Origin of the sequence: Streptomyces sp. BPTC-684, from assembly GCF_030028635.1 — a bacterium.
Lineage (GTDB): Bacteria > Actinomycetota > Actinomycetes > Streptomycetales > Streptomycetaceae > Streptomyces > Streptomyces noboritoensis.
Genome location: NZ_CP124863.1, coordinates 3,465,451 through 3,481,793 on the forward strand (window position 1 = coordinate 3,465,451; position 16,343 = coordinate 3,481,793).

Consider the following 16,343-nt stretch of genomic DNA (forward strand, 5'->3'; position numbering starts at 1 on the left):
TGGCCAACATGGCTCTTGCGCAACTGGCTGGTAACTGACGCATAGTCAGATTACAGACCTGACGACCAGTCAGGAACCGTCGTGCGGGCAAAGGCTCACCGAAGGCTCCGGGACGTGCGGAGGTCCGGCCGAGTACGTTTCCCGTACCCGCCCGGGGGGTGCCTACCCGTCACCATTGCGCCAACTACGGCGTACGCGGGTGGTGTGGAAGAGGCGTACCGACGGTGTGTCCGATCGGCCTCAGGAGCGCGCGACCGCCTTGGCGATCTTCTCGGCGTCGATGGCCAGCTCGCGGAACATGCCGCTGATGGGGTTGGTGAACCCGGTGAAGTAGAGGCCGGGGGCGGTGGGCGCGGTGCGGCCGCCGTGGACGGTGGGGCGGCCCCGCCCGTCGAGCACGCCCAGCTCGCCGACCAGCCCCTCCAGGGCCCGCCGATAGCCGGTGGCGGCCACGACGACCTCGGGGGAGAGGTGACTGCCATCGGCCAGAACGACCTTGGCGCCCTCGAACGACTCGACCGCCGCGACCGGCTCCACCCGCCCCGACCGCACGGCCGCGATCAGACCCACGTCCTGTACGGGGATGGCGCCTTCACGCACGCGCGCGTAGAGGCCGGTCTCCGGCCGGGGCAGCCCCTTGTCGGACAGGTCGGGCACGCTGAGCCGGGCCAGGGCCCCGGCCGCCCGGTCCACCAGCGGCACCGGCAGCCGCCGCACCAGGATGCCGGAGGCCTGGGCGGGCCAGCCGGCGGTCGAGCGGCGCAGGATGTGCGGCGCGGTGCGCACGGCGAGCCGCACCCGCCCGGCCCCGCCGTCGACCAGGTCGACGGCGATCTCCGCGCCGGTGTTCCCGCTGCCCACGACGAGGGCGTCCTTGCCCGCGTACGGGGCGGGGTTCCGGTACTGCCCGGCGTGCAGCAGGGTGCCGGTGTACGCGTCGGCGCCGGGCCACTCCGGCAGGTACGGCGTGTGGTTGTACCCGGTCGCCACCACGACCGCCCGCCCGGTCAGCCGCCGCCCGCCGGTGGCGTGCAGCAGCCAGCAGCCCTCCTCGGCACGCTCGATCGTCGACACCTCGACACCGGTGACGATCTCCAGCTCATGCACCTCGGCGTACTTCTCCAGGTACCGCACGACGTCGGCGCGGGCCACCCAGCGCCCGAACGAGCGCGGCATCTTGAGGCCCGGCAGCGCGGAGAGGCGCCGGGTGGTGTGCAGCCGCAGCCGGTCGTAGTGGTGTCGCCAGGAGTCCCCGACGGCGTCGGCCTTCTCCAGGACGACCGCCCGTACGCCCCGCCCGCGCAGCGCGGCGGCGACGGCGAGCCCGCCGGGGCCGGCGCCGATGACGTAGACAGGGCGGGTGGGGTCGTTGGTGGCCATGGGAACCGAGCGTAACGACGCAGCCACTTGATGGGTCTCGGTCAAGACCTGAATCGGTTACGAATCGATTACGCTCCGGAGTTTGCGCGGGTGGGGTGGCGTCGGACCTCTTGCGCACGGCGGAGGCATCGACTGAACTGACGTACCGTCAGAAACTGGTGGTCGATGGAGGCCTGCGGATGATGGATGCGATCTGGCTCAGTGGGGCCGAGTGGGTGGCCGTCCTGCGGATCGGCCTCGGCCTGTGGTGGCTGGAGAGCTGGCGCCACAAGGACAAGAAGACGTGGTTCGCGGGCGGGGGCATCGCCTGGGCGGCGGACGTGGCGGCGAAGCACCGCTGGGAGGCGGTCCGCAGCGGCTTCGAGGTCGTGGTGAAGCCGCGTCCCCGGACGATGGCGTACGTGGTGGCGTACGCGGAACTGGCCCTCGGCCTGGGCCTGGTGGCGGGCCTGCTCACACCGGTGGCGCTGATAGGCGGCCTGATCTTGAACCTGCTCTACCTCCTCCTCATGATCCACGACTGGGCCGAGCAGGGCCAGAACGCGATGATGGCCCTGATTTCGATGGTCGCGCTCTTCGCGGTGTCGTGGCAGACGTGGTCGCTGGACCACGCGATCGGGTGGTTCTGATGACGGACGCCGCAACCCCTGAGATCGACGCTTTCACGCGCCCGTACTGGGATGCGGCAGCCGAGGGCCACCTCCTGATCCGCCGCTGCGGGGCGTGCGGCCGGGCCCACCACTACCCGCGCGAGTTCTGCCCGTACTGCTGGAGCGAGACCGTGACCTGGGAGCGGGCGAGCGGCCGGGCCACGCTCTACACCTGGTCGGTCATCCACCGCAACGACCTGCCCCCGTTCGACGCGCGGGTCCCGTACATGGCGGCGGTGGTCGACCTGGCGGAGGGGCCGCGGATGATGACGGAGGTGGTGGGGTGTGGGGAGGCGGGGCTGAGGATCGGGATGGAGTTGGTGGTGGGCTTTCGGGGTGGGGAGGTGGCGGTGCCGGTGTTCAGGGCTGCGCTGTAGGGCTGCGCTCGGGGCATCGCCCCCACCCCGCCCCTTGCGGAGGGCTTCAACGCCGTATGGGAGACGGCCCGACCCCTGGAAGGGTGATCGCATGGCACGGACCGAGTACTACGACGACCCAAACGCACCGAAGCCCAACAGCCTGGTCGTTGCCGCCTCTGCCGTCGTCGCGGACGACCAAGGGCGCATCCTCCTCCAGCGGCGCCGGGACAACGGCTTGTGGGCGCTTCCCGGTGGAGCCATGGACATGGGGGAGTCGCTGCCCGGTACGGCTGTCCGGGAGGTCAAGGAAGAGACGGGCCTGGACGTGGAGATCACGGGGCTGGTCGGCACGTACACGGACCCACGGCACATCATCGCGTACAGCGACGGAGAGGTTCGCCGGCAGTTCGCCGTCGTCTTCACGGCTCGCGTGGTCGGGGGGAAGCTCGCCATGTCGGACGAGTCGACGGAGTTGCGCTACGTCTCGCCCGATGACTTCGACGTGCTGCCCATGCACCACACGCAGCGGCTACGTCTCACGCACTACCTGGAGCACCAGGATCGGCCCTATCTCGGCTGAGCCACCGAGGTTCGATCTCAAGGGGCGCGGGGAACTGCGCGAGCAACCCAGCATGGTCCGCAGCCGACCAAACCAGCCGTCCGGCAAGGACTTTCGGGAAGGGGTGGGGGGGGATTCAAAACTGATGTACCGTCAGATTCATGGCAGCAGCCCCCCCGCGCTCCCGCCCCCGCCCCGTCGCCATCGTCGGCGCCGCCCTCTCCGACACCGGCAGCGTCGACGACGCGACCCCGTACGCCCTGCACGCCCAAGCCGCCCGCAGGGCACTCGCCGACTCCGGGCTCGACCGGAGCGTCGTCGACGGGTTCGGGTCGGCGGGGCTCGGCACGCTCGCGCCGGTCGAAGTCGCCGAGTATCTGGGGCTGAAGCCGACCTGGGTCGACTCCACCGGCGTCGGCGGCGCCACCTGGGAGGTGATGGCCGCCCACGCCGTGGACGCCATCGCCGCCGGGCACGCCGACGCCGTACTCCTCGTCTACGGCTCGACCGCCCGCGCCGACATCAAAGCCGGGCGAAGGACATCGAATCTGTCGTTCGGCGGGCGCGGACCCCTGCAATTCGAAGTTCCTTACGGCCACACCTTGATTTCGAAGTACGCGATGGCCGCACGCCGCCATATGCACCAGTACGGCACCACCGTCGAGCAGCTCGCCGAGATCGCCGTGCAGGCGCGCGCCAACGCCGCGACCAACCCCGACGCGATGTTCCGCGACCCGATCACCGTCGACGACGTCCTGTCCGGGCCGATGATCGCGGACCCGTTCACCAAGCTGCACTGCTGCATCCGCTCGGACGGCGGCTGCGCGGTGCTGCTCGCGGCGGAGGAGTACGTGCCGGACACCGCCAAGGACCCCGTCTGGGTGCTGGGTTCGGGCATGGCCGTCTCCCACACCACGATGTCCGAGTGGGACGACTTCACCGCCTCCCCGGCCGCCGTCTCGGGCCGCCTCGCCTTCGAGCGGGCCGGGGTGCGCCCGTCCGACATCGACCTCGCGGAGATCTACGACGCCTTCACGTACATGACCCTCGTGACCCTCGAAGACCTCGGGTTCTGCGAGAAGGGGGAGGGCGGGTCCTTCGTAGGGAAGGGGCGGCTTCTGAGGGATGGCGCGCTGCCCGTCAACACCGACGGCGGTGGGCTCTCCGCCTGTCATCCGGGCATGCGCGGGCTGTTCCTCATCGTCGAGGCGGTACGGCAGTTGCGCGGCGAGGCGGGCGCGGGTCAGGTGCGCAGAGCCGATGGCAGCCTCCCCGAGCTCGCCGTCGCCTCGGGCACGGGCGGCTGGTTCTGCTCGTCCGGGACGCTGGTCCTGGGGAGAGGGTGAGCCCCTCGCGCCCCGGGCCGCCTTAAACCGGTGGCCCCTCGCGCCCCCGCCCCCCGAAAATCACCCCCATGACCACACCACCCCCCTTCCTCACCACCGACCGCCTCACCCTCCGCCCCTTCACCGACACCGAGGCCGACCTCGACCTCGTCGTCGAGCTCGACAGCGACCCGGAGGTCATGCGGTACCTCACCGGGGGCCGCCCCATGACCCGGGACGAGATCCGGGCCGAGTCGTTCGCGCGGATGCTGCCGGGGGGTGGGGGCGGGGACAAGGGCTTCTGGGCGACGCATCTGCGCGACACCGGTGAGTTCATCGGGTGGCACTGTCTGCGCCCCGGGCTCAACGCCCCGCCGGACCACGCGGACCTCGGGTACCGGCTGCGGAAGGCGGCCTGGGGGAAGGGGTACGCCCGCGAGGGCGCGCTCGCGCTCATCGAGAAGGGGTTCGGTGAGCTGGGTTACGCGCGCATCACCGGCAACACGATGTACGTGAACGACCGGTCCCGGCACGTCATGGAGACGTGCGGGCTCACGTACGTACGCACGTACTTCGAGGAGTGGCCCTACTCCGTCGAGGGCGATGAGCACGGGGACGTCGAGTACGCGCTGACTCGGGAGGAGTGGCTCGCGCGGGGCGCCTAAGCGCTCCGCTGGAAGTGCGGTGATTCGTCTGCGGGCCGTCGCTGGCTGGTCGCGCAGTTCCCCGCGCCCCTGAAGGGGCGCGGTACCGCACCGGACTTCCACAAGTCCGCTTAGGGCCTACGGGTGACAATCTGGGCATGGAATTCCAGGAGTACCTGCATACCCTGCGCGTCTGGGACGTCGAGCTGCCGCAGTTCGATCCGGAGGCCGCGCCCGACGAGCCCGTCGCCCTGTTCCAGGAGTGGCTGATGCACGCGGGGCGCGCCGGGCAGGCAGAGCCGCACACGATGTCGCTCGCGACGGTGGACGCTGACGGGCTGCCCGACGTACGGACGGTGATGCTGCACGGGGCCGACGCGGGTGGGTTCTGGTTCGGGTCGCACTCCAGCAGTGCGAAGGGGCGGCAGCTGGCCGCCTGCCCGGCTGGCGCGCTCGGGTTCTACTGGCCTGCGGTGGGGCGGCAGGTGCGGGTGCGGGGGGCCGTGCGGCCGTCGGGGGCCGACGCCGGCCAGGCCGATCTGCACGCCCGGTCGACGGGCGCGCTCGCCGCCGCGTTGGTCGGGCGCCAGAGTGAGGTGCTGGGGTCCTTGGACGAGCTCGCGGCGGCGTCGGAGCGCGCGTGGGCCCGGGCCGAGGTTGCGCCGGACGCGCCTGTGCCCAGCTGGACGCTGTACGCCCTTGACCCGGTCGAGGTGGAGTTCTTCCAGGGGGATGCGCGGCGGAGGCATGTCCGGCTCCGGTATCGCCGTGAGGGGGCGGGGTGGGTACGGGAGTTGTTGTGGCCGTAGGGGTGTCGTTCGCCTGTGGGCCGGTGGGGGGCTGGTCACGCAGTTCCCCGCGCCCCCAAAGGCAGAACGGGGCCCTGGAAGGCGTAGCCACGTGAAGGTTCTTCCCGTGTTTGCGGCTGAAGCGCGGGCGTAGCGTAAGAGCATGGCCTCTGAGCACTTGGGCGACCGGCTGAGTCGTCTGCGTCGCCTCGCCGATCTGACTCAGGAAGGGTTGGCGCAGCGGTCCGGCGTGTCTGTGGACGTCGTGCGCAAGCTGGAACAGAAGCGCAAGCACAGTGCCCGCCTGCCCACGCTCCACGCGCTGTCCAAGGGGCTCGGGGTCGAACTCACCAGCCTGTTGGGTGACCCTCCCGGCGTACCCTCCACCGGCGAAGCGGATCCTCCGGCCCTGGTCGCCGTACGACGCGCGATCATGCCTCCACTCTTCGCCCCGCCACCGGAGTCGAGCGGAGCCGAGCGGCTGTCCCTGCCGCTTCTGCGGTCGGAGCTGACCGGAGGGTGGACGCTCTATCACGATGCCGAGTTCGGGCACCTCATGGAGGTGCTGCCGGGGATCATCGCTGATGCCCGTCTTGCCGCTGCTGTGGGCACTCCGGAGCAAAGGGCCGCCGGGCAAGCCGCGCTGGGCAAGGCACTGCAACTCGGTGGACATCTGGCCATCCGTTTGGGCAAGTCGGACCTCGCGCTGTCAGCCCTGGAACGGGCCATAGAGGCCGCCGGACAGTCTGCTGACCCCTTGCTGCCCGCCATGGTGTCCAACTCCGTCGCATGGGCCTATCAACGCCAGAATCGACTGGATGACGCGCAGCACCTCGCGGTGTACGCGGCGGACGGAGTCGAGAGGGAGCACGTTCATACCGCCGAAGGGGTCCGGGTGTGGGGCGGTCTGCTGATGTCGGCTGCGACCAGTTACGCGAGGAACGACGATTACGACACCGCCGACACGATGATGAAGACGGCGGAGAGGGCGGCCGATCGCCTCGCGGCGCTCCCACCCCCGCCGGACAGCAAGTTGGTCTCGGTCTTCAGTCGGTCGTCAGTCCGCATCGAGCGCGTTCGCCTCGCCGTTCAGCACGAACGCCCGGAGGAAGCGTTGAACCTGGCCAAGGGGATGCGGCTCAGTAAGGACATCCCGCCTTCATGGCGCACTTGGCTGCTGCTGGACGTGGCGCGTGCGCACACGGATGTGGGGGATGCCGCGGGTGCCGTTCGCGCACTCGAATCGCTGCGGCGTGTGGCTCCGGCATGGATGCGCCATCACACGCTCGCGGTGGCCATCGTCAGCGATCTGTGGGAGTCGTCGATTCGGCCGCCGGGCCTGCGCAAGCTCGCCGAGTTCCTGGGCCTCGCCAATTAGCGTGCGGAGACTAGGACGTTGCGTCCCTGTAGACCTTCGCTGCCTGGCGGAATGATCGCCACACGACCTACTAGGGGACGGCGAGGCAACATGACCAGCAGGCGATTCGCAGTGGACACGGGCACGGACGCCGTCGGCGAGATCCTGGCCGAGTACGAGGGATCCGTATACCTCCGTCCACCGGGTGGCGGCGCCGAATGGAGTGCGCCGCCCCACCAGGTACGGCCTTGCACCGAGGCGGAGCTGCGTAACGCACAGTCGCTTTCGACGCCGGTCGTCACGTTCCCGTGGGCATAACCAGGCGGCGCGCCCCGGCCAGCCGCTTAGGGGCGCGGGGAACTGCGCGACCAGCCACGGACGGCCCGCAGACGAACGGGGTCCGGGGGCGTAGCCCCCGGGAGGCCCACCTCCACCCCTCCCCACCCCCGGAGGGTTCAGGGAAGGGGTGGGGTGGGGGGAAACTGATGTACCGTCAGATTTGCCGCGTCGACCCCGCCCCCCCCCGGGAGGAAAGCCGCTCATGGACGCCGACTTCACCCCAGAGCAGCACGAGATCCGTCGCACCCTCCGCACCCTCCTCGCCAAGCGCTGCGGCCCGGACGAGGTCAAGGCCGCCGTCCGGACCGCCCCGGGGTACGACCCCGCCCTGTGGCAGCGGCTCGCCAAGGAGCTGGGGCTTCCGGGGCTCGCGATCCCGGAGGCGTACGGCGGGGTCGGCTGCGGGCCCGCCGAGCTCGCCCTCGCCTGTGAGGAGACCGGCCGCGCCCTCCTGCCCTCCCCGCTCCTCGCCACCGCCGCCCTCGCCGCCCCCCTCCTCCTCGCCCTCGGCACCGAGCCGCAGAAGCACGCGTACCTCCCCCCGCTCGCGCGCGGCGAACTCACCGCGACCCTCGCCGTCCCGGGCCCCGCCCTCGCCCCGGCCCTCGGCCTGACCGGCGACGACGCCGACGGCGCCTGGGCGGGCGGCGGCCGCGCCGGCGGCATCCAGGCCCGGCGGGTCGACAACAGATGGCGGCTGTACGGCGAGGCCTCCCAGGTCCTCGACGCCCACCGCGCCGACCTCCTCCTCGTCCCCGCCCACACCGGCGGCTTCCCCCGCAGCCGCGTCCAGCTCTTCCTCGTACGGGGAGACGCCGACGGTCTGCGCCGGGTCCGGCAGACCACCCTCGACGAGACCCGCAGCCAGGGGAGGATCCAACTCAGGGAGGTGGTAGGTGAGTTGATGGGCGACGCCGACCCCCTCCCCGCCCTCGCCGACACCGGCCGCACCACCGCCACCGCCCTCGCCGCCGAAGCCGTCGGCGCCGCCGCGCACGTGCTGGAGCGGACCGTCGCGTACGTGAAGGAGCGTGAGCAGTTCGGGCGGCCCATCGGGTCCTTCCAGGCCGTCAAGCACCGCCTCGCGGACCGCTACGTACAGGTGCAGGCGGCCCGCTCCGCCGCCTACTACGCGGCCTGGGACCCGGACGCCGGGGGGCTCGCCCTCGCGCAGGCGCTGGAGGCGCTGCGGAGCGCCGCCGCCGAGGCGATCCAGCTGCACGGCGGCATCGGGTTCACCTGGGAGCACGAGGCGCACCTGTACTTCAAGCGGGCCGCGTCCGACGAGCTGCTCTTCGGTCCCGTACCGCTGCTGCGGGCCCGCGCCGCCGACCGGGCCGGGCTGTTTCGCGAGCGTACGACAGGTACGCGCGTGCAGGCGGCCACCCGGTGACCGGCGCCTCGCGTGGCGTACGACTCGTACAGAAAGCGTCGTCCACGCGCGCGTTCGCGAAGGTGGCCCCCCACGTCGTCCCCGCCCTGGACCGGGCCGTGCACCGGCTCACCCGGGGCCGGGTGCTGCCGAGCGCGCGGATGCTGCCGGGGGTCGTGCTCACCGCGCGCGGGGCCAAGTCGGGGCTCGCGCGGCGGACCCCGCTCGCCTGTATGCCGGAGGACGCCGGGACCTGGCTGCTCGTCGGGTCCAACTTCGGCCGCCCCGGCCACCCCGCCTGGACCGGCAATCTGCTGGCCCACCCGGACGCCGAGATCAGCTGGAAGGGGCGGGACGTGCCGGTCCGGGCCCGGCTGCTCGCGGGGGAGGAGCGGGCGGCGGCCTGGCGGGCGGCGCTGGCGTTCTGGCCCCCGTACGCCGCCTACCAGGCCCGCGTCGAGCGCGAGATACGGCTCTTCCGGCTGGAGCGGCGGCAGGAGGGCGCGGCGGGGCACGGGAACGCCGACGGGGCTCACCTGGGTGAACCACCGTCGGCGTGACAGGACTTGAGGGCGCGCGCCCCGGCGGTCAACGCGTCAGCGCGAGGCCGCTGACCCGTACGCCTCCCGGGCCGCGCCTACTTCGTCGGCTTCTTGCCCGTGATGCCCAGATGCACGAGCAGCGCCAGGTTCGGCTTCAGCTCGGCCTGCTTGACGCCCCAGGTCTGGAAGCCCTTCTGGTGCGAGGCGACCGCCGCCAGCATCGCGACGATCGAGCCCGCCATCGCCGCCGGGCTGACGTCCTTGTCGACCTTGCCCTTGGACTGGAGTTCCTTCACCGCGTCCGTAAGGGAGTTGTTCACGGAGTTGAGGATCTTCATGCGGATCTTGTAGAACCGCTTGTCGCCCTCGGCCGCGCCCAGGTCCACCACACGGAGGATCGCGTCGTTCTTGCGCCAGAAGTCGAGGAATCCCTCGACCAGTTCCTCCGCCGTCTGCCAGCCGGCCTTGCCGACCCAGGAGCGGCCCTCGACGAGGGCGGTCAACGCCGCGCCCTCCTTGGCCATTTCCTCCGCGATCTCCAGGACGGCGCCCTCGACGTCGGGGAAGTACTGGTAGAAGGTCGCGGGTGAAGTGCCCGCCTTCCGGGCCACGTCGATGACCTTTACGTCCCGGTACGGCGAGGAGCTGAGCATCTCGCTGAGGCAGTCGAGCAGCTTCTGCCGCGTCGCCTGGCCGCGTCGGCCGGCCACGCGGCCGTCGACGGTGCGTACTTGTCCTGTCATGCCGTCAGCTTACCGAGGGGTGATCGGAGCGCGATTCGGCCGACTGCAAATGGGGGCCGGGGGTTGACGGGGGCCGGGAGCGGGGCCCGGCCCGACTCCTCGTGCCGCCCCCGGGCTCGCGTCACCCCGGCCCGCCGTCGAGCGCCCGTCCGCCACTCGAATGGTGTTATCAACAGCCTGTGGACACGCTCTGTGGACAACCCGTGCGGGAAAAGGGCGCGGGCGCCTACAGTGGGGGCAAAGCAGAGTATTTGTTCGATTTGTGCCACTGCGGGGTGCGGACGGGGCCGTTAGCTTCGCGGCGTAGAGCTCACCGCGCAGCGGCACCCGCGCGGGGCCACCCCAGGAAGGAACCAGGCGCATGGGCGGATTTCCGGAAGGCGCGCCGTGCTGGGCCGACGCGACGCTGCCCGACCTCGCGGCGGGCAAGCGGTTCTACGGCGCGCTGATGGGCTGGACCTTCGACGACGACGCCGAGGAGCGGTACGGGTACTACACCAACGCCTTCAGCGGCGGAAGGCGCGTCGCCGCCCTCGTCCCCAAGCGGGACGGCCGGATGCCCACCGCCTGGGGCGTCTACTTCGCGACGCCGGACGCCTCGGGCCTCGCCGTGCGGATCAGGGCGGCGGGCGGCCAGCTGGTGAGGGACCCGGTGGAGGTTCCTCCGTACGGGACGATGGCGGTCGCCGCCGACCCCGGCGGCGCGGTCTTCGGCCTCTGGCAGGCCGCCGGGCACACCGGTTTCGAGAAGAGCGGCGCGCCGGGCTCCTTCTGCTGGACCGAGGTGTACACGAGGGACACGGCCCAGGCCGACCGCTTCTACGAGGCGGTCTTCGGCTTCGAGGGCCGCGACCTGGACGGCACGGACGACGACTTCCGCACGTGGTCGCCCGCGGGCTCCGAGCCCGGCCCCGACACCGCCTTCGGCGGCCGCGGCCTCATGGGGGACACCTTCCCGGCCGAGATGCCCGACCACTTCCTGGTGTACTTCGCGGTCGGGGACTGCGACGCCACGGCCGCGACCTGCGCCGATCTGGGCGGCCGGGTCACCACCGCGCCGTTCGACATGGCCCACGGACGGATGGCGGTCCTCGCCGACGACCAGGGGGCGAGCTTCGCGATCCTCCAGAAGGAGTGAGGATCGTCCAGGAGAAGCGGGCGGGGGATGTCCCGGATCGGGATGAGACATCCCGATCCGTGCTCGGGTTGGCCACCGGGTGCCTCCGGCAGGAAGAATCGGGGTGCCGCGTGAGACGCTGCACGGGGCCTTGTTGCGACGCGTTGATACTTAAGGCCCGTACGGGGAGGTGGCAGGCAAGTGGAGCAGCTGACGCAGCACGACCCGAGGCGGATCGGCCCCTTCGAGGTGCTGGGACGGCTCGGTGCCGGCGGCATGGGGCTGGTCTATCTGGCGCGCTCGGCGTCCGGCCGCCGCGTGGCGATCAAGACGGTGCGTACGGAACTCGCCGAGGACCAGTTGTTCCGGGTCCGCTTCACCCGCGAGGTGGAGGCGGCCCGGGCCGTCAGCGGCTTCTACACGGCGGCCGTGGTCGACGCCGACCCGCGCGCGGCGGTGCCGTGGCTGGCCACCGCGTACGTACCGGCGCCCTCGCTGGAAGAAATAGTGAACGAGTGCGGGCCGCTCCCGGCCCAGGCGGTGCGCTGGCTCGCGGCCGGCATCGCCGAGGCGCTGCAGTCCATCCACGGGGCGGGCCTGGTCCACCGCGACCTCAAGCCGTCCAACGTCCTGGTGGTCGAGGACGGCCCCCGGGTGATCGACTTCGGTATCGCGTCCGGCGTCTCCAACACGCGCCTGACCATGACGAACGTGGCCGTGGGCACGCCCGCGTACATGTCGCCCGAGCAGGCGAAGGACTCGCGCAGCGTGACCGGCGCGAGCGATGTGTTCTCGCTCGGCTCGACGCTGGTCTTCGCCGCGACCGGCCACGCCCCCTTCCACGGCGCCAACCCGGTCGAGACCGTCTTCATGCTGCTGCGCGAGGGCCCGGACGTGACCGGGCTGCCGGACGAGCTGCGGCCGCTCATCGAGTCCTGCATGCAGATGGAGGCCGGCCTTCGGCCCTCGCCCGAGGACCTCCAGGCGCAGCTCGCCCCGCACCTCTTCGGCGGCTCCGACGACAGCGGCACCGCCTCGGCGTGGCTGCCCGACCGCTCGGTGGCGATGATCGAGCAGCGCCGGGGCGGCGGCCGGGCCAAGCCGGTCGCGCAGCCCGTGGACCCCTCGCCGCCGCCGCGCCCGCCGTACCAGCCGCCGCACCACCCCTCGCTGCCCGAGTCCGTGCCGGACGGGCCCGTCCGGCTGGCCGGGGCGAAGGTGTCGATCGGCCCCGGGCCCCGGGTCATGGACGGGGCGCGCGCGGTGGCCGAGGCCAGCCCCGCCACGGGGTGGGTCAGGTTCCCGGTCGGCGCCCCCCTGGGCAGACCGGACCGGCCCCCGGCGAACGGGGCCCCGACGGCGGCCCCGCCCGTACCGGCCCCGACCCCCTCGCCCGAGCCGCCCGGCCGCTGGCGGCCCTGGCGCTTCCGCATGTCCAACGACGTGTGGGGCACCCCGGCGGTGGCCGGCGACCTGCTCTACGTCACCTCCTTCGAGGTGCACGCGCTGGACGTGGGCAGCGGCCGGCGCCAGTTCAAGACGCGGGACGTGGCGTGGGCGATGGCCGTGGAGGCGGGCCGGATCCACGCCTCCGACGGCCCGACGCTGTACGCGCTGGACGCGACGGACGGCCGCGAGCTGTGGCGCCTGCCGACCGACGCCTGGGTGTACGCCCTCAAGGCGGACCGGGGCACCATCGTCACCGCGACCCGGGGCGGCGGGGTGCAGGCCTGGGAGGCCGCGAACGGCGAGAAGCTGTGGGAGATCACCGGCGCCCAGAGCGACTTCGAGACCCCCGAGGCCGGGCCGGTGATCCACGAGGGCACGGTGTACGTGTGGCAGGACGCGCGGCTGCGCGCCCTCGACGCGCGTACGGGCGCCGAGCGCTGGTCGTACCCGGTGGGCGACGCGGCGTCGTGCGGCGGCGTCCCGGTCCGCCTCGCCCCGGCGCCGGACGGGTACGTGTACGTCTCGGCGGGCACCCGCGTCCTCTCGATCGACATCGCCAGCGGCCACGTCCGCTGGCACTTCGAGGCCCCGGCGGTCTTCCTCTGCCCGCCGACGTTCGCGCCGGGCCCGGCGGTCGCGGGCGGCGGGGTGTACCTGGCGGACTACCTCGGCACGGTGTACGCGCTGGACGCGGCCACCGGCAAGGACCGCTGGCGCATCGCGACCGAGTCCCGCCAGTCCATCGAGCCGATCCTGGTGGCGGACGGCAACATCCACGTGGGCAGCGGCAGCGCGCTGTACACCCTGGACGCGGTCACCTCCACCCCCAAGTGGCGCTTCGCGGCGGGGGCGGAGGTCGTGGGCACGCCGGTGGTGGCCGACGGCCGCATCCACTTCGGCTCGGCCGACCACTGCCTGTACACGCTGGACGCGGCGGGCGGCCAACTCCGCTGGAAGCTGGCCACGGGCGGCGAGATCACGGGCTCGCCCGTGGCCCGCAACGGGGTGGTGTACGCATGCAGCAAGGACCGCTGCGTGTACGCGCTGGACGCGGTGAAGGGGACGGCGACGTCCGGGGCACACCGGTGATTCGTCTGCGGGTGGGTGGGGGCTGGTCGCGCAGTTCCCCGCGCCCCTAAGTGCCGCTGCGCGGCATCCCCTGGGCGCCCCGGAGGGGCGCATTTAGGGGCGCGGGGAACTGCGCGACCAGCCCCCGCCGGCCCGCAGACAAAGAATTGCGCCGCCCGGCCGGGACGGCCGTCGCACTCGGCGCGGAAGGGGCTGGAACGGCGGCCGTCGTTCGCGAGCGGGGAGACGGGTCCGGGCGGAAGCGCGGCGGACCAGAACCCCGGCTCTCGCTGACGACGCTACCCCCCACCCCGCCCCCCTGCCAGCGGGCGCCCGGCCGGGCTGTGGGAGTACGACGTGGACGCCGAGGAGATCGTGTGGCGGGCGCCGGACAGCCCGAGTCCCACCCGCCCCTGCTGTTACGGTGTCGGCGGTTTTCGGCAGGCTTCGGTACGGGGGGTAGGGCGCGGTGTTCCGTCGACGGATGAGGTTCACGGCCGTGTTGGCCGGAGTGGTGCTGGCACTGACCGGGTTCTCCGGGCACGGCCACGGGAAGAGCAGCGGCGGCGGTGGCGGCTGCTCCAACTCCCACAAGAGTAACGGCGGTTCGGGATACCGCCACGACGACGATTACGGCAGCAGCAGTGGCGGGTCCGGCTCCAACTCCGGCTCGTACACCCCGAGCCCCACGCCGTCCCCCTCGGCCACCGCCACGGGGACCGTCGTCACCTGCGTCTCGCCCGCCAAGGGCAAGCGCCCGGCCGTCACCTCCGCGACCGTACGGGTCACCGGCGACCCGCTGGCGAGCGGCAGCCACCGGTACCGCCTGGAGGTCGCGTTCCTCGGCGCGGCCGGCGAGACCGTCGACACGGGCTCCGCCTTCGTCACCCTCGACGCGGGGGCGACGGAGACCGTGAAGGTGCCGATGGCGCTGACGTCGCGGCTCGACAAGGTCAAGGAGTGCCGCGTGGTGCGGGTCATGGAGTGGAGCTGACCCGGCTCCTGTCCAGCGGTTCTACCGGTTCTTCTCCACCTTGCCCTTGAGCGCCGTGAGCAGGCCGCGCAGCAGGTCCACGGTCATGTCGTCGACCAGGTTGGCGTCCGCGTCGAACCGCTCGTGCGCACGGAAGACCTGGACCTCCGGCTTGACCACGACGTCGCTCTCGGTCCAGACGAACACCTGACGCAGCGCCAACTGGGCGCGGACGGTGCCGAAGTTGGTCGGCGCCGCACCCATGATCGCGATCGGCTTGTGCCGCAGCGGCAGCCCCTCCTGCTTGGTCCAGTCGGTGCTGACCCAGTCGATCGCGTTCTTCAGCGTGCCCGGGATCGAGTAGTTGAACTCGGGCGTCGCGATCAGCACGCCGTCGGCCTCGTCGATACGGCGGCGCAGGTCGGCGACGACCGCCGGGCGGTTCTCGGGGGTGTCCAGGTCCATGTCGTACGGGGGGATGTCGCGCAGGCCCTCGTAGATCTCGATGTCCAGGCCGCCGGGCTGGAACTTCTGGGCGGCCCGCAGCAGGGCGCTGTTGTGCGAGTCGGCGCGCAGGCTGCCCGAGATGCCGAGGATCTTGAAGTCGCTCATTGGTTTCCCTCCCAAGTGTGCGCCCCGGGGCGGGTGTTGCCCCTGCGGCGATGTCGATGACACTAAACCGTTCAGTTCATTCATGCAACTACACCGTGTGGTTTAGTCAGCTGAACGGTTCAGTCAGGCATACTGGGCCGGACAGGCAGGTGGAGGCGGCGGCGGAGGGCGAGAGCGATGAGCGAGGACGTGGACGCGTACGGAATCCCGGTGATCCCGGAGGCCGTGAGCGTCTCCCAGGTGAAGCGGCGGGCCATAGAGGAGGCGGCCCTGGCCGAGTTCCTGGCCGGGGGGTACAGCGCGGTGTCGGTCGACGCGATCGCCTCGCGCGCGGGGGTGTCCAAGCCGACGGTGTACAAGCACTTCGGCAGCAAGGAGCGGCTGTTCCTCGCGGTCATCGGCTCGGTCCTGAACGGGGCGTACGAGGAGCTGGAGCCGCACGGCACCGCGCTCACCCGGGCCGTCGACCTGCGCTCGGCGCTGATCGAGGTGCAGCTCGAATGGACGCTGATCCAGCTCGACGAGCGGATCGTGCGGTTGCGGCGGCTGGTGATCGGGGAGGTCGACCGCTTTCCGCAGCTGGGGCGGCTGTGGTTCCGGCGCAGCTATGCGGCGATGAACGCGCCGCTGGTCGAGGCGTTTGCCGAGCTCACTCGGCGGGGTTCGCTGGCTGTGGCGGATCCTGAGCTGGCGGTGAAGCAGCTGGTCAGCGTGACGATCTCGATTCCGCAGCTGGCGAAGACGTTCGACCCCGAGTATGCGCCGTCCCACGACGAGGTGGAGGCGTTGGTGGTGGCGGGGGTGGATGTGTTTCTGGCGCGGTACGGGGTGGGGGCCGGGTAGCGCCTCCGGCGGGGATCCCCCACCCCGCCCCTTCCCGAAAGCCCTCTGGCGGGCGGCCGGGTGTTTCGGCTGCGGACCGTCGGTGGTTGCTCGCGCAGTTCCCCGCGCCCCTGAGATGCGCCCCTGCGGGGCGCCCAGGGGATTGCCGCGCAGCGGCACTTAAGGGGCGCGGGGAACTGCGCGAGCAACCACCGACGGTCCGCAGACAAACACCGGGCCGATA

The 16,343-nt window shown here is 71.8% G+C and carries 16 protein-coding genes; 13 read left to right on the plus strand and 3 right to left on the minus strand.

The window, feature by feature from the left end:
- Nucleotides 1-240: 240 nt before the first annotated feature.
- Nucleotides 241-1,380 (minus strand): NAD(P)/FAD-dependent oxidoreductase, encoded by a 1,140-nt coding sequence (locus tag QIY60_RS15530; RefSeq protein WP_283142982.1) that lies wholly within the window; start codon nucleotides 1,378-1,380, stop codon nucleotides 241-243.
- 182 nt (nucleotides 1,381-1,562) lie between these two features.
- Here QIY60_RS15530 and QIY60_RS15535 point away from each other — a divergent pair, with 182 nt between their 5' ends.
- The 9 genes from QIY60_RS15535 (at nucleotide 1,563) to QIY60_RS15575 (ending at nucleotide 9,333) form a co-directional block, all read left to right on the plus strand.
- Nucleotides 1,563-2,009 carry a DoxX family protein gene (locus QIY60_RS15535; RefSeq protein WP_283145942.1) on the plus strand — a complete coding sequence of 149 codons (447 nt, stop codon included), beginning with the start codon at nucleotides 1,563-1,565 and terminating at the stop codon, nucleotides 2,007-2,009.
- Nucleotides 2,009-2,407, plus strand: a complete 399-nt coding sequence (locus QIY60_RS15540) for a Zn-ribbon domain-containing OB-fold protein (protein ID WP_283142983.1) — start codon at nucleotides 2,009-2,011, stop codon at nucleotides 2,405-2,407. The genes QIY60_RS15535 and QIY60_RS15540 overlap by 1 nt, the downstream gene beginning before the upstream one ends.
- Nucleotides 2,408-2,498: 91 nt before the next feature.
- Nucleotides 2,499-2,969: an NUDIX domain-containing protein gene (locus QIY60_RS15545; RefSeq protein WP_283142984.1), complete on the plus strand. Its 471-nt coding sequence runs from the start codon at nucleotides 2,499-2,501 to the stop codon at nucleotides 2,967-2,969.
- A 140-nt stretch (nucleotides 2,970-3,109) separates the two neighbouring features.
- Nucleotides 3,110-4,294, plus strand: a complete 1,185-nt coding sequence (locus QIY60_RS15550; RefSeq protein WP_283142985.1) for an acetyl-CoA acetyltransferase — start codon at nucleotides 3,110-3,112, stop codon at nucleotides 4,292-4,294.
- A gap of 68 nt (nucleotides 4,295-4,362) precedes the next feature.
- Complete coding sequence (locus tag QIY60_RS15555; protein ID WP_283142986.1) at nucleotides 4,363-4,938, plus strand: GNAT family N-acetyltransferase; 576 nt, start codon at nucleotides 4,363-4,365, stop codon at nucleotides 4,936-4,938.
- A gap of 137 nt (nucleotides 4,939-5,075) precedes the next feature.
- Entirely contained in the window at nucleotides 5,076-5,726 is a 651-nt protein-coding gene (locus QIY60_RS15560; protein ID WP_283142987.1) for a pyridoxal 5'-phosphate synthase, read from the plus strand.
- Nucleotides 5,727-5,868: 142 nt separating this feature from the next.
- Entirely contained in the window at nucleotides 5,869-7,083 is a 1,215-nt protein-coding gene (locus tag QIY60_RS15565) for a helix-turn-helix transcriptional regulator (protein ID WP_283142988.1), read from the plus strand.
- A gap of 520 nt (nucleotides 7,084-7,603) precedes the next feature.
- Nucleotides 7,604-8,794 carry an acyl-CoA dehydrogenase family protein gene (locus QIY60_RS15570; protein ID WP_283142989.1) on the plus strand — a complete coding sequence of 397 codons (1,191 nt, stop codon included), beginning with the start codon at nucleotides 7,604-7,606 and terminating at the stop codon, nucleotides 8,792-8,794.
- Nucleotides 8,791-9,333, plus strand: a complete 543-nt coding sequence (locus QIY60_RS15575) for a nitroreductase family deazaflavin-dependent oxidoreductase (protein WP_283142990.1) — start codon at nucleotides 8,791-8,793, stop codon at nucleotides 9,331-9,333. Before QIY60_RS15570 ends, QIY60_RS15575 begins: the two co-directional genes overlap by 4 nt.
- A gap of 77 nt (nucleotides 9,334-9,410) precedes the next feature.
- Here QIY60_RS15575 and QIY60_RS15580 read toward each other — a convergent pair whose 3' ends face one another.
- Nucleotides 9,411-10,058: a TetR family transcriptional regulator gene (locus tag QIY60_RS15580; protein WP_101388803.1), complete on the minus strand. Its 648-nt coding sequence runs from the start codon at nucleotides 10,056-10,058 to the stop codon at nucleotides 9,411-9,413.
- A 361-nt stretch (nucleotides 10,059-10,419) separates the two neighbouring features.
- On the opposite strand from QIY60_RS15580, the gene QIY60_RS15585 reads away from it, so the two are divergent.
- From QIY60_RS15585 to QIY60_RS15595, 3 genes are all read left to right on the plus strand, one after another.
- A complete protein-coding gene (locus tag QIY60_RS15585) occupies nucleotides 10,420-11,196 on the plus strand; it encodes a VOC family protein (RefSeq protein ID WP_283142991.1) in 777 nt (258 codons plus the stop codon).
- Between the two features lie 180 nt (nucleotides 11,197-11,376).
- Complete coding sequence (locus QIY60_RS15590) at nucleotides 11,377-13,713, plus strand: PQQ-binding-like beta-propeller repeat protein (protein ID WP_283142992.1); 2,337 nt, start codon at nucleotides 11,377-11,379, stop codon at nucleotides 13,711-13,713.
- A 463-nt stretch (nucleotides 13,714-14,176) separates the two neighbouring features.
- Nucleotides 14,177-14,686, plus strand: a complete 510-nt coding sequence (locus tag QIY60_RS15595; protein WP_283142993.1) for a hypothetical protein — start codon at nucleotides 14,177-14,179, stop codon at nucleotides 14,684-14,686.
- Nucleotides 14,687-14,707: 21 nt separating this feature from the next.
- Here the strand turns inward: QIY60_RS15595 and QIY60_RS15600 are convergent, their stop codons facing one another.
- Nucleotides 14,708-15,277, minus strand: coding sequence for an NADPH-dependent FMN reductase (locus tag QIY60_RS15600; protein WP_283142994.1), 570 nt, complete (start codon nucleotides 15,275-15,277; stop codon nucleotides 14,708-14,710).
- 177 nt (nucleotides 15,278-15,454) lie between these two features.
- Between QIY60_RS15600 and QIY60_RS15605 the strand changes: the two genes are divergently transcribed.
- Entirely contained in the window at nucleotides 15,455-16,120 is a 666-nt protein-coding gene (locus QIY60_RS15605; RefSeq protein ID WP_283142995.1) for a TetR/AcrR family transcriptional regulator, read from the plus strand.
- Nucleotides 16,121-16,343: the final 223 nt, after the last annotated feature.